Source organism: uncultured Friedmanniella sp. (assembly GCF_964244285.1).
In the GTDB taxonomy this organism is placed as follows: domain Bacteria; phylum Actinomycetota; class Actinomycetes; order Propionibacteriales; family Propionibacteriaceae; genus Microlunatus.
Genome location: NZ_CAXTHT010000002.1, coordinates 341,481 through 353,851 on the forward strand (window position 1 = coordinate 341,481; position 12,371 = coordinate 353,851).

Genomic DNA, 12,371 nt, shown 5'->3' on the forward strand with positions numbered 1-12,371 from the left:
GGCCCGGTCCCGTCGAGCCAGGTCACCGGCCGGGGCCGGCCCCGTTGCCCCGTGGCGCGCGGATCCTGTTCCACCACAGGGAGAGACCGATGGCGAGGGTCACGAGCAGGCCTCCCGCGGCCGCGAACCACGACGCGACGTCCACGTGCTTCTTCACCAGCGAGACGTGGCGGGGCAGGTCCGCCAGGGCGGTCTGCAGCTGGTCGGCGTTCTCGGCCTTGTAGTACGTGCCCCCGGTGGTGTCGGCGACCTGCTTCAGCGCGCCCTCGTCGGCCACGAGCGGACTGCGGCCCCCGCCCCCGCCTCCTCCGCCCCCGAAGCCTCCGCCGCCGCCGAAGCCGCCCCCGGCCCCGCTGACCTGTTGGCCGGTGCAGGCCGCCTGGGCGGGAGTGGTGGTGCCGAACCCGATGGTGAACACGCGGACGCCGCGGACGGCTGCCGCTTCGCTGGCTGTCGACGGTTCGACGCCCTGGGTGTTCGCGCCGTCGGTCAGCACGACGATCACGTCGGCGGCGTAGCCCGACCGCTGTGCGGACTCCGCGTCCACGCCGGTCGGGGCCACGGTGGGATCGATGGCGGCGATGCCGTCGAGCGAGGTGAGGATGGCCGAGCCGATCGCCGTCCCGCGCGCCGTGGTCTCGTTGTTGACCGCCTCGATCAGCTTGTCGGTGTCCGCGGTCGGCGGCACCTGCATGCCGGCCACGCCGGCGAAGGTGACCAGGCCGATCTTCGTGCCCGCACGCTGAGCCTGGATGAACGAGATCGCCGCGCGCTGCGCGACGGTGAGCCGGTTGGGGTCCACATCCGTGGAGCACATGGAGCGGGACACGTCCATGGCCAGCATAATGGTGGTCGAGCTGGACGCGATCGGCACGCTGGCCTGCGGCCGGGCCGCGCCGAGACCGAGGACGGCGAACCCGAGCAGGAGCAACGCGCTCGGAAGCAGCCGGACCCAACGGGTGCGTGGGGGCAGCGCGGCGCGCACCAGGGCGACCGAGGTGACCCGGACCGCCGCCCGCCGGCGTCGGCGGCGCAGGAGCCAGCCGGCGCCGACGACCAGCGGGACGAGGAGCAGCGACAGCAGAGCCCAGGGCCACGTGAACGGCATCAGACGATCCTTCCCGTCCGGGCGAGGGTCAGCAGCGCGCCGGCGGCCAGCAGCGCGAGCGCGACGGCGGTGATCCCGCCGGCGAGCGGCACGTCCTGCGTGGCCACGGTCAGCCGGAGGTCGATGGTGGAGGCGACGCTGTCGAGCTGGGCCGCGTCGGAGGCGGGGTGGTAGCTGCCGCCCGTGCTCTGCGCGAGGGTGGTCAAGGTGTCGGTGTCCAGCGCCGTGTGCAGCTGGTAGCCGTTGACCTCGACCGTGGCACCCGTGGCGGTACCGACACCGACCGTCTCGATGTGGACGCCGGCGTTCTGGGCGATCGTCGCCGCCGCCGCCGTGGCCGGCGCGCCGGCTCCGTCCTCGCCCCGGCCGCCGCCGTTCTCCCCGTCGGAGAACAGCACGATCGTGGCCGAGCTCCAGGAGCCGAGGTCGGGCAGGGTGCCGTCCTCGCCGACGGTGACCGCTTTCCCGGTGATGGCGCTGAGCGACCCGAGGATGGCCGAGGCCAGTGAGGTCCCTCCGGCGAGCCGTAGGTCCTGCACGGCGGCTCTGGTCGCGACCCGGTCGACGCCGGGCGGAGAGGTCGTCAGTGCTCCCTGGTCGAACCCGACGACACCGATGTCCACGCTCTCGGGCTGCGCGTCGACGAAGCTGAGCGCCGCCTGCTGCGCGGCGGCGAGCCGGCTCGGGCTGACGTCGGCGGCACCCATGCTGGTGGAGACATCCATCGCCAGGATGACCGTGCCGGCGCTCCGGGCGACGGGCAGGGCAGCGGCCGGTCCCGCCGACGCCACGGCCAGGAGCACGACCCCGGCGAGGGAGAGCCATACGCCGGGGTGGATCCGCCGCCCGGCCGGTAACGCGACCCCTGCGGCGGCGAGGACCGCGTAGCGGCGCCGGGCCGCGAGCACCGCGCCGGTCGTCAGCCCCGCGGCGACCAGCAGGGCGAACGCGAGCAGCAGGGGATGGGAGAAGCTCATAGGCGCCTCCGTCCGGTCTCGGCGACCAGGCCCAGCAGGGTCTCGACGAGGTCGCTCCCGGTCTCGACACGGTGCAGCGGCACCCCGGCCCGGCGCATCCCGGACCGGAGCGCCTCCTCCCGCTCCTGCACGCCCGCCCGGAAGCGGGAACGGAACACCGGATCAGCGGAGTCCACCAGCAGCTGCTCGCCCGTCTCGGCGTCCTGGACCACGATCAGGCCGACCTCGGGAAGCGCGTCGTCGGTGTCATCGACCACCCGCAGCGCCACCACGTCGTTGCGGTGCGCGAGCCGGATGAGCGGGCGTTCCCACGCACCGGTGCCGATCAGGTCCGAGACCACCACGACCAGGCTGCGCTGGGCCAACGCCGTCACGGCGTCGAGCATCGCGCCCAGGTCCGTCGTCACCCTCGCCCGGGACTCCGCCGGCCGCTCGAGCTCGTGGGCGATCCGCAACGCCTGGTTGCGGCCCGTCCGGGGCCGCACGACGCGGACCGCGTCGGCGTCGTACAGGACGGCGCCGACCAGGTTGGCGTGGCGCCCGAGCAGCCTGGCCAGCACGAGCGCCAGCTCGGCGAGCACGTCCTGCTTGCCGCGGCCAGGACCACCGGCCACCATCGACGCCGACCGGTCCAGGACCAGCCACGACGTCAGCTCGCGGTCCTCGTGGAACTCCCGCACCTGCGGCTCGTCGAGCCGGGCGGTGACGTTCCAGTCGATGTGGCGGGCGTCATCGCCGTCCACGTAGGGCCGCAGGCCCGCGAGGTCGAGACCGCTGCCCCGGCGCGAGGTGCGGTACCCGCCCTGGAACCGGCCGTCCAGCCGGCGGACGACGCGCCACTCCAGCCGTTGCAGCAACCGGTCGGGCGTCGAGCCTGTACGGGGGGTCAGGGGGTCGTCCCCCCTGGTGATGCTGAGCCCGTACGGGGGGTCAGGGGGGTCGTCCCCCTAGTGGATGGGCTCGCCTTCACGGCTGCAGCACCACGTCCGGCACCGGTACCGCCCGCAGCACCCTGGTCAGGATGGTGTCGGCGTCGAGGTCGTCCGCCAGGGCCTCGTACGACAGCACCAACCGGTGCCGCAGCACGTCGAGGGCCACCTCGTCGATGTCGTAGGGCAGCACGTAGTCGCGGCCCCTCAGGAACGCCAGCGCCCGGCCGGCGAGGACCAGGGCGATCGTGGCGCGGGGGCTCGCGCCGAAGGTCACGTAGCGCTCCAGGTCGCCGGCGCCGACCGTGCCCGGCGAGCGGGTGGCCGCGACGAGCCGGACGGCGTAGTCGACGACGGCGGGGTCGACGTAGACCTGGCCGACGCTCGCCCGCATCGCCATCAGGTCCTCAGGTGTGAGCATCACCTGGGGTGGACCGGCCGGCCGGATGGCCCGCGCGACAATCGCGTGCTCCTCGGGCGCGGTGGGGTAGCCCACGACGACCTTCATCATGAAGCGGTCGACCTGCGCCTCGGGGAGCGGATAGGTGCCGTCGGACTCGATCGGGTTCTGGGTCGCCATTACCAGGAACGGCTCCGGCAGGCGATGAGTCTCCCGGCCGATCGTCACCTGGCGCTCCTGCATCACCTCCAGCAGCGCGCTCTGCACCTTCGCCGGGGCACGGTTGATCTCATCCGCCAGGAGCAGGTTGGTGAACACCGGCCCGCGCGACACCTCGAACTCGCCGGAGCGCTGGTGGTAGACCCGGGTCCCGACCAGGTCGGCCGGCACCAGGTCCGGGGTGAACTGGATCCGTTGGAACTCACCTCCGATCGCGGCGGCCAGCGACTTCACCGCCAGGGTCTTGGCCAGCCCCGGCACGCCCTCGACGAGGAGGTGGCCCCCGGCCAGCATGGCGATCGCCATCCGTTCGAGCAGCACGTCCTGGCCGACGATCGTGCGCTTCACCTCGAACAGCACGGGCTCGAGCGGGTTGGTCATCAGCGAAGCCTCTCGGGAGTGAGGAGCGGTTCCGGGCGAGACGCGGTTCGGGCCCGACGCCGAGCTCCGTCGCCCGCAACCGCGACGAACGAGCGAGATCGGGCGCAGCTCTTGACCCCGAAACGTGGAGCGCGCCCAGATATCTCCGTCATGACGTTCCTCTCCTGGTTACCGACACGGACCCGAGCCGGGTCCGGCTCACAGCTGGCCACCTTCGCCCGGCCCGGCCCCGGTGCCGGCGCCGAGTGCCGAGCCGATCGGGACGGCGAACCCGATCCCCGCGAAGGCGTCGTCCTTGCCCGGATCGGCGATCGAGACCACCACGCCGACGACCAGCCCCTGGGCGTCGAACAGCGGTCCGCCGGAGCTGCCGGGGTTGACGGCGGCGTCGAACTGGATCAGGCCGGACACCGAGCCCGCCTCCGTCTTCGTCGTGCGCCCCAGACCTGAGACGACACCCGCGCTGGTGCTGTCCCGCAGGCCCAGCGGGTTGCCGATGGCCACCACGTCGTCGCCGACGGCGACCCCACCGCCGACGGTCGCGGCGACCACGACCTCGGGCAGCCTGGCCGGGGTCAGCGTGGCGGTGTCGGTCTTCTGGTTCCGGGTGCTGATCGTCGCGGCGGACCTGGTGCCGTCGGCGAAGACGATCGAGATGCCGCCCCCACCCGAGACGACGTGGTTGGCGGTGAGCACGGTCCCGGTGTCGGTCACGACCGTGCCCGATCCGAGCGAGCCCTTCGAGGTGGTGACCAGCACGACCGACGGCACGACCTGGCGGTAAAGGTCGGGCACCGGAAGCGGGGTGGCCGTTGCCGCCGGGGTGGGCGTCGGCGCGGTCGAGGCCGCGTCGGTCGCCGCGCCGGAGGTGGCTCCGAGCCTGAAGGCCAGGACGGCGATGACCAGGACGAGCGCGCCGAGCAGCGCGGCGGCCGCCAGCACCCACCGCCACGCCGGGCGCGGCCCCAGCGCTGACCCCAGGCCCGCGGACCCGACCCGCACCGGGGTGGTCGCCGGACCCTGGACGTCCGTCGCCGGCCGAGCGAGCTCGGCCTCGCTTTGCTCGCGGAACCCGCGCGGCCGTCCAGCTCCGGAGCGGTCCATGCCGGCAGCGTAGGAAAGGTTCTTGGCAACAGGCTGTGGTTCAGGTGTGGAGGCTGCCGGGACGGGAGTGTCCGTCAGGACCACACGGGGGGTCGACTTCGACTCGCGCAGGTTCGAGAACCAGCCGGGTCGGCGGGGTCGGCTCACCGGGCCGGACCGCCTGGTCCTTCGACCATGGCACGCTCGGGCTGAGGTGCCGCGTGTGTCGCGGTGCCGGAGCGCGCCCGTACCCGGTGCTGGACCGGCTCGCGGACCGAGTCGGACCCCGGCAGCGGCTGGGCGAGCTCGACACCACGGAGGGACATGTCCTTCAGGGTGCCAGCCAACCCGAAACCGCGCACCGGCCCGGAGGGGAGGATGGCCACGCTGAACCGCGGACGCGGCCTCGACCCACGCCTGCCGCGGAGCGACCAGTCCTGCGGGGAAACCCTTCCGTCATCGCCTGACGTCGACCAGCACCTTCAGCGTCTCGCCCTGGCGTGCTGCCTCGAAGGCCCGGCCGACGGCGTCGAGCGGGAAGGTCTGCACGGCGAGCCGGCCCAGCACGAGGGTGCCGCCCTCGACGAGCGAGATGGCGTGCCCGAAGTCGGCGTGGGTGTAGACCCTGGAGCCGATGAGGGCCTGCTCGGCGAACGTGATGGCGTGCAGGTCGATCGCTGCGGGAGCGCCGTAGAGCCCGGCGAGGACGATGGTGCCCCGGACGCGCGTCACGGCCGAGAGCAGCGCGGCCACCGGCGGACGACCGGCGCAGTCGAAGGTGACGTCGGCCAGCTGGCCGCCGGTCGCGGCCGACAAGGCCTCCAGCGGGCCGACGTCGGCCGGGAGTGTCCCGAGTCCGAGGTCGGTCGCGAGGCGGCGACGCGTGGGGTGGGGCTCGCTGACCATGACCCGACATCCCGCTGCCTCGGCGACCAGACCGATCAGCACCCCGATGGGCCCGGCGCCGATGACGAGCACTGTCTGCTCCGCGGACAGCGCCGCCCGCCGCACGGCGTGCACGGCCACGGCCAGCGGCTCGGTGAGCGCTGCTTCGGCTACCGGTGTCGCCGGATCGACGGCCAGCAGCTTGCCGGCGGGAACGGTGAGCAGCTCGGCCAGCGCGCCGTCGAGGTCGATCCCGATCAGCCGGAGGTTGCGGCAGACGTGGGGGAGCTCGTTGCGGCAGGACCAGCACTGGCCGCAGGGCAACAGGGGGTTGACGACGACCCGCGTCCCCGGTGGCGGGCTACCGGGCTCGGAGCCCGCGACGGTGCCGACCATCTCGTGCCCGAGGACCAGGGGCGGAGCGGCACGGCCGTGGTGTCCTCCTACGATCGAGAAGTCGCTTCCGCACAGCCCGACCAGCTCCGGCTGCACCAGGACCCAGCCGGGCGGGCAGTCCGGCTGGGGACGCTCCTCGACGGACACCCGTCCCGCCTCCCGCCAGACGGCCGCCCGCATCAACGGCCGCCGGCTCGCGCGACGAGCCCGTCCTGGGACACCCGTCGCACCTCGTCCATGACGGCGAGGGTGTCGATGCTCAGCCCGAGGCTCCGCAGCGGTGACTCGAGCTCGCCGTTGCTGATGCGCCGGGCGACCTCGGCGGCCTGGTAGTGCAGGCCGCCGTCGTGGGCGGTGCGCTCCTCCTCGTACCGCAGGCTGCGCCCGCCCGCGGTCGCGGTGAGCGTGAACCCTCCCGGCTGGGGGAAGGGGCCGTCGATCGTCAGGGACGCGTCGGTCCCGGCGATCGTGGCGGTGCTCGGGGTGTTGGTGAGGATCGTGGCGTGCAGGACGGCCTGCTGCTCGCCGTACCTCATGATCATCGCGGTCTGGGCCGGGACTCCCAGGCCGAGCGTCGAGCTGACCGCCTGCACCTTCTCCGGCTTCGGGCCGAGGACGTTGACCACGAGGCTGACGAGGTAGGTCCCGAGATCGAGCATCGGACCGCCGGCGAGCTCGGGCCGGAAGACGTTGTGCTGCGGGGGGAAGGCCTCGCCGAAGTCGGCGACGACCGCGAGGACCTGGCCCAGCACGCGTGCGTCGAGCAGCTGGCGGAGCACGTCGTACTTGGGCAGGAAGGTCGTCCAGTGCGCCTCCATACAGAACCGTGCCGCGGCCGCAGCTGCCGCGGCGATGACCCGGGCCTCGCCGGCGGTCGCCGCGAGCGGCTTCTCGACGAGTGCGTGCTTGCCGGCCTCGAGCGCGAGCACCGCGCACGTCGCGTGGACGACGTGCGGGGTGGCGATGTGGACCACGTCGACCCCGCTGTCGTTCACGAGGGCGTCGTAGGTCCCGTACGCCCGCTCGAGGCCGAAGCGCTGGGCGAAGGAGTCAGCCGAGGCCTGGCTCCGCGAGCCCACGGCGACCACCCGCTGGCTGGAGTGGCGCTGCAGCGAGGTGACGAACCGCTCGCTGATCCAGCCGGTGCCCAGGACGCCCCACCTCAGCGACGGTGCGCTGCGGGGGTCGGGCGTCCGCGCCACCGGCAGGACGTCGGGGAACGCGCTCACGAGGGGAGACAGCTCGCCAGGTAGGTGTACGTGCGACGCGCGATGGGCAGCGGCCGGTCGGGGGAGCACGGGTACATGTCCTGCTCGACGATCGCGAACAGGTCCCGGGGCAGCTGCTCGGCGGCCCGCAGCACCTCGGCGAGGTCCGGGACGCCGGAGGGCGGCTCGACCATGATGTCCATCCGGACGGTCTGGGAGAACGAGATGTCCTCCGCGAGCGCGCGGGCCGCCAGCTCCGCGTCGACCTGCTTGAGGTGCAGGTACCCGATCCGTTCCGGGTACTTCGTGATGAGCTCGACCGAGTCACCGCCGTAGTAGGCGATGTGGCCGGTGTCGAGGCACAGGTTGACGTAGGCAGGGTCGGTGGACTCGAGGAACCGCTCGACGTCGGGCTGGTAACCGACGTGGCTGTCGGCGTGGGAGTGGAACTGGGAGTGGACCCCGAACTCCTCGAGCATCCGTCGCCCGAGCTCGTTGTGGCCCTCGGTGAGAGCGGTCCACTGGGCGCTGCTGAGGGTGCGTGACTCCTTCTCCAGGCCCGTCAGGTCATCGCGCCACAGGTCGGGGATGACGACCAGGTGCTCAGCCCCCATCGCCGCGGTCAACGCGGCGATGGGCGCCACGTGGGCCCAGGCCTCGTCGATGCTGCCGGGGTGCTGCAGCCGAGCGAAGGTCGTCCCCCCCGAGACCTTCAGCCGGCGGACGTCGAGCTCGTCCTTCAGCTGGCCGGGATCGGTGGGCAGGTAACCGAAGGCCCCGATCTCGATCCACTCGTACCCGGCCTGGACGACCTCGTCGAGGAACTGGCCGGCCGGGGTCTGGTGCGGGTCATCGGCGAACCAGATCCCCCAGGAGTCGGGGGCGGTTCCGATGACGACGTTCTTGGCCACGAGCTCTCCTGTGAGGATCCGGGTGGGCGGTCGGGCAGCAACGGCGGCCACCCCGACATTATCGCTGAGCGAACACCCTGTCTAACTGGCGAGGGGGCGACTTCGGCCCGTGTGCCGGTCGCGGATGTCGTCGAGCCTGATCGGACGGTGCTGGTGCAGGGACAGCGTCGCGGCCTCGGCGATCCAGCCGACCTCGACCGCATCGGCGACGGTGCACGGGCTCGCGATCCGGCCGGCCACGAGGTCGGTGAAGGCACTCAGCTCACGAGTGAAGGCGTCGGCGAACCGGTCGAGGAAGAAGTAGTGCGGGGGCCCGTCCGGAAACGTCGTCGACGGTTCGGTCGAGCGGATCGGCCAGCTCGGCTCGATCCCGGCGGCCACACTGTCCTTCGAGCCGTGCAGCTCCAGCCGCACGTCGTGGCCGCGTCTGTTGTAGCGGGAGTTCGACACCACGGCCAGGGTGCCCGACTCCAGCGTGAGAACGGTCGCGGCGCTGTCCACGTCGCCGTGCTCGCCGAAGACCGGCGCGCCCTGGTTGGAGCCTGTCGAGTAGACCTCGACCACCTCCTGGCCCGTGACGAACCGCACCGCGTCGAAGTCGTGCACGCTGCAGTCCCGGAAGATGCCGCCGGACGTGGCGACGTAGGCGTCGGGGGGAGGGGCCGGGTCCATGCCGGTCGCCCGCACCGTGTGCAGGCTCCCGAGCTCGCCGGCCGCCACGGCACGACGGGCCTCGACGAAGGCGCTGTCGAATCGGCGCGGGTAGCCGATCTGGACCGGCACGCTGCTCGCCGAGGACTGTCGCAGGACCTCCGCACCCGCCTCCGGGTCGGCGGAGATCGGCTTCTCGCAGAAGGTCGGGAGGCCGGCGGCGATCGAGCGGAGGATCAGTTCCGGGTGCGTGGCGGTGGAGGCGGCGATCACCACACCGTCGACGCCGGAGGCGAGGAGCCCGGCCACCGACGACGCCGGTTCAGCGGTCGGCAGCCGCTCGGTGACGGCGCGAACCAGCGCCGGAGCCTGGTCGTGGACGACGAGAGAGTCGACGGCCTCCAGCCCCACCAGCGTCTCGGCGTGGAAGGCGCCGATCCGCCCGAGCCCGATCAGGCCGAGCCGCACGGCGAGCAGCCCCCGTCTCGTCGCTCACTCATAGGGTCCGATCACGACCTGGTCCCAGTCGATGACCGAGCCGGTCACCACGCCGCTGCGTCCGGACAGCAGGAAGACGACGAAGTCGGCGATCTCGTCGACCTGGCCGAGCTTGCCCATCGGCAGCTTCTGCGACGCCTCGACCAGCCAGTCGTCGTCCGCGCCGTGGAAGCGGCGCTGGATGTCGTCCTCGCCCTCGGTCTGCGTCCAACCGATGTTGAGGCCGTTGATCCGGATCTTGTCCCACCGGTGGGCGAAGGCCGCGTTGCGGGTCAACCCGACCAGCCCCGCCTTGGCGGCGGCGTAGGGCGCCAGGTACGGCTGGCCGCCGTGGGCGGCCATCGAGATGATGTTGACGATGGTGCCCGGCGCGCCGCGGCTCACCATGTCGGCCACGGCGGCCTGCATGGTGAAGAAGGGTGCCCGCAGGTTGACCGCGACCTGGGCGTCGAACAACGCCGGGGTCGTGTCGAGGAGCGTTCCGCGCGTAGTGAGGCCGGCGGAGTTGACCAGGCAGTCGACCCGGCCGAGCCGGGCGACCACCTCACGCACCGAGCTCAGCGCCTGCTCGGGGTCGGCGAGGTCGGCCTGGACGAACGTCGCGACGTCGACACCGAGCTCGGCGACGAGCTGGTCCCCGGCCTCGGGTCGACGGCCCGTGAAGGCGACCTTCGCGCCTTCACGAGCCGCGGCCCGGACGATGCCTGCTCCTACCCCCTGGGTGCCACCACTGACGAGGACGACCTTCGCGGTCAGGAGTGACATCGGATGATCTTTTCTCGTTCGGGTGGGCCGGGTCAGCGCTGGAGCTCGTGCGACAGCTCGGCGAGCTCGTCACCACCGGCCATCTGGCGGGTGAGCTCGTCGAGGGTCACCTCGGACCGCTTCTTGTCCAGCACGGCCTGGCCGAGCTTCAGGATGATGAAGTGGTTGCCGACCAGGAACGCGTGGTGCGGGTTGTGGGTGATGAAGACCACGCCCAGTCCTGCGTCACGGGCTGCGGCGGTGTACTTGAGCACCACTCCCGACTGCTTGACGCCGAGTGCGGCCGTCGGCTCGTCGAGGATGAGCACCCGGGCTCCGAAGTAGACCGCCCGGGCGATGGCCACGCATTGGCGCTGACCACCGGACAGCTCGCCGATGGGCTGGTCGATGTTCTTGACGACGATGCCCATCTTGCGCAGCTCCTCGTCGGCGATGCGCTTCATCTCCTTCGTCTTCAGCCCCGACAGCGGGAACTTGCTGCCCGTCATCTCCGAACCGAGGAAGAAGTTGCGCCAGACCTCCATCAGGCCCACGACGGCGAGGTCCTGGTAGACGGTGGCGATGCCGTGGGCCAGCGCCTCGCGGGGAGAGGAGAACGAGACGGGTTGCCCGTCGACGAGCACCTGGCCCTCGTTGTGCGGGTGCAGGCCGGCGATGATCTTGATCAGCGTCGACTTGCCGGCGCCGTTGTCGCCGAGGACACAGGAGACCTCGCCGGCGTTGACGGTCAGGTTGATGCCCTTGAGGGCCCGGATGGCGCCGTAGGTCTTGCCCACGTCGACCATCTGGACGAGCGACTCGCCCTTGCTCAGGTTCGGGTCGGCGTGCTCCTGCAGGGTGTCGGTCATCGTTAACCCACCTTTCGCGTCGTCGAGAGCTTCTTGACGTAGAGGTTGACGAGCACGGCGAGCAGCAGCATCACGCCGAGGAAGGCGCGGAACCAGTTCGGGTCCCAGCCGGCGTAGACGATGCCGAGGCTCGTCATGCCGAAGATGAAGGAGCCGATGGCGACGCCGATCGTGTTGCCGTAGCCGCCGGTCATCAGCGTCCCGCCGACCACCGCGGCGATGATGTAGAGGAACTCGTTGCCCACGCCGTTGCCGGCCTGCAGCACGTTGAAGTTGTAGAGGTAGTGCATGCCGGTGAACCAGCCGAGGAAGGACACCGTCATGAAGAGGCCGATCTTGACCCGGGTGACCGGGACACCGACGGCCCGGGCTGATGCCGCGTTGCCGCCGACGGCGTAGACCCAGTTGCCGATCCGGGTGCGCTGCAGGATGTAGGCCGCCAGCACCGCGAAGATCAGCCACCAGATCACCGTGATGTTGAGCTGGACCGGCCCGATCTGGAAGACGTGGGCGAAGATGAACTGCAGCGACTTCGACCCCGCCATCTGGGTGGTGTTCGGGCCGGAGACCGAACCGGTCACGAGCTTGGTGACCCCGAGGTTGGCACCTTGGAGGACGAAGAAGCTGCCGAGGGTGATCAGGAAGCTGGGGATGCCGGTCCGCATCACCATGTAGCCGTTGAAGAAGCCGATGCCCAGGCAGAAGATCAGGCTCAGGATCGCTCCGACCCAGAGGTTGATACCGAGCTGGTAGCAGAACATCGCGTTGAACAGGCCGGCGGTGGTGGTGATGACCCCGGCCGAGAGGTCGAACTCACCACCGATCATCAGCAGGCCGACCGCCACGGCGACGATGCCGATGGTGGAGGACTGGTACAGCACGGTGAACAGCGAGGGCGCGGACCGGAACGAAGGCGCCACGATGAGGAAGAAGATGAAGATGACGATGGCTGCGACGAGCGCCCCGATCTCGGGGCGAGCGAGCAGGCGGTTGGACAGACCGAGGGTGACCCGGTTGGACGCTTCGGCCGGTGCACCCGCCGGCGCGGTCTTGACGGTTTGACTCATGCTCAGCTCCGAGGTGTGAGTGGTCGGTGGCCAGGCTCGGCGAGC

Annotated in this window: 13 protein-coding genes; all 13 read right to left on the reverse strand. The window is 71.5% G+C overall.

Annotated features, from left to right (window positions below):
- Positions 1–22: 22 nt before the first annotated feature.
- Complete coding sequence (locus ACFE7W_RS05870; protein WP_375423856.1) at positions 23–1,108, reverse strand: VWA domain-containing protein; 1,086 nt, start codon at positions 1,106–1,108, stop codon at positions 23–25.
- Positions 1,108–2,085, reverse strand: coding sequence for a VWA domain-containing protein (locus tag ACFE7W_RS05875; RefSeq protein WP_375423857.1), 978 nt, complete (start codon positions 2,083–2,085; stop codon positions 1,108–1,110). Before ACFE7W_RS05875 ends, ACFE7W_RS05870 begins: the two co-directional genes overlap by 1 nt.
- Positions 2,082–2,942 (reverse strand): DUF58 domain-containing protein, encoded by an 861-nt coding sequence (locus tag ACFE7W_RS05880; protein ID WP_375423858.1) that lies wholly within the window; start codon positions 2,940–2,942, stop codon positions 2,082–2,084. The genes ACFE7W_RS05875 and ACFE7W_RS05880 overlap by 4 nt, the downstream gene beginning before the upstream one ends.
- Before the next feature lie 109 nt (positions 2,943–3,051).
- Positions 3,052–4,014 (reverse strand): AAA family ATPase, encoded by a 963-nt coding sequence (locus ACFE7W_RS05885; protein WP_375423859.1) that lies wholly within the window; start codon positions 4,012–4,014, stop codon positions 3,052–3,054.
- A gap of 198 nt (positions 4,015–4,212) precedes the next feature.
- A complete protein-coding gene (locus ACFE7W_RS05890; RefSeq protein WP_375423860.1) occupies positions 4,213–5,118 on the reverse strand; it encodes a S1C family serine protease in 906 nt (301 codons plus the stop codon).
- A 143-nt stretch (positions 5,119–5,261) separates the two neighbouring features.
- Positions 5,262–5,423 (reverse strand): hypothetical protein, encoded by a 162-nt coding sequence (locus ACFE7W_RS05895; protein ID WP_375423861.1) that lies wholly within the window; start codon positions 5,421–5,423, stop codon positions 5,262–5,264.
- A 130-nt stretch (positions 5,424–5,553) separates the two neighbouring features.
- The gene (locus ACFE7W_RS05900) at positions 5,554–6,525 is read right to left on the reverse strand and encodes a zinc-binding dehydrogenase (protein ID WP_375423862.1); all 972 of its coding nucleotides are present in this window, start codon (positions 6,523–6,525) and stop codon (positions 5,554–5,556) included.
- A 32-nt stretch (positions 6,526–6,557) separates the two neighbouring features.
- Positions 6,558–7,607: a Gfo/Idh/MocA family protein gene (locus ACFE7W_RS05905; RefSeq protein WP_375423863.1), complete on the reverse strand. Its 1,050-nt coding sequence runs from the start codon at positions 7,605–7,607 to the stop codon at positions 6,558–6,560.
- On the reverse strand, positions 7,604–8,548 hold the full coding sequence (locus tag ACFE7W_RS05910) for a sugar phosphate isomerase/epimerase family protein (protein WP_375423864.1): 945 nt from the start codon (positions 8,546–8,548) through the stop codon (positions 7,604–7,606). The genes ACFE7W_RS05905 and ACFE7W_RS05910 overlap by 4 nt, the downstream gene beginning before the upstream one ends.
- Before the next feature lie 30 nt (positions 8,549–8,578).
- Positions 8,579–9,616, reverse strand: coding sequence for a Gfo/Idh/MocA family oxidoreductase (locus tag ACFE7W_RS05915; RefSeq protein WP_375423865.1), 1,038 nt, complete (start codon positions 9,614–9,616; stop codon positions 8,579–8,581).
- A 24-nt stretch (positions 9,617–9,640) separates the two neighbouring features.
- On the reverse strand, positions 9,641–10,411 hold the full coding sequence (locus tag ACFE7W_RS05920; protein ID WP_375423866.1) for an SDR family oxidoreductase: 771 nt from the start codon (positions 10,409–10,411) through the stop codon (positions 9,641–9,643).
- A gap of 32 nt (positions 10,412–10,443) precedes the next feature.
- Positions 10,444–11,259: an ATP-binding cassette domain-containing protein gene (locus ACFE7W_RS05925; protein ID WP_375423867.1), complete on the reverse strand. Its 816-nt coding sequence runs from the start codon at positions 11,257–11,259 to the stop codon at positions 10,444–10,446.
- 2 nt (positions 11,260–11,261) lie between these two features.
- Positions 11,262–12,326 carry an ABC transporter permease gene (locus ACFE7W_RS05930; RefSeq protein ID WP_375423868.1) on the reverse strand — a complete coding sequence of 355 codons (1,065 nt, stop codon included), beginning with the start codon at positions 12,324–12,326 and terminating at the stop codon, positions 11,262–11,264.
- Positions 12,327–12,371 lie beyond the last annotated feature (45 nt).

Excerpts from the sequence above, each read along its gene's own strand:
- ACFE7W_RS05870 (WP_375423856.1), bottom strand. The coding sequence starts at position 1,108 with ATGCCGTTCACGTGGCCCTGGGCTCTGCTGTCGCTGCTCCTCGTCCCG.
- ACFE7W_RS05875 (WP_375423857.1), bottom strand. The coding sequence starts at position 2,085 with ATGAGCTTCTCCCATCCCCTGCTGCTCGCGTTCGCCCTGCTGGTCGCC.
- ACFE7W_RS05885 (WP_375423859.1), bottom strand. The coding sequence starts at position 4,014 with ATGACCAACCCGCTCGAGCCCGTGCTGTTCGAGGTGAAGCGCACGATC.
- ACFE7W_RS05890 (WP_375423860.1), bottom strand. The coding sequence starts at position 5,118 with ATGGACCGCTCCGGAGCTGGACGGCCGCGCGGGTTCCGCGAGCAAAGC.
- ACFE7W_RS05895 (WP_375423861.1), bottom strand. The coding sequence starts at position 5,423 with ATGTCCCTCCGTGGTGTCGAGCTCGCCCAGCCGCTGCCGGGGTCCGAC.
- ACFE7W_RS05920 (WP_375423866.1), bottom strand. The coding sequence starts at position 10,411 with ATGTCACTCCTGACCGCGAAGGTCGTCCTCGTCAGTGGTGGCACCCAG.
- ACFE7W_RS05925 (WP_375423867.1), bottom strand. The coding sequence starts at position 11,259 with ATGACCGACACCCTGCAGGAGCACGCCGACCCGAACCTGAGCAAGGGC.
- ACFE7W_RS05930 (WP_375423868.1), bottom strand. The coding sequence starts at position 12,326 with ATGAGTCAAACCGTCAAGACCGCGCCGGCGGGTGCACCGGCCGAAGCG.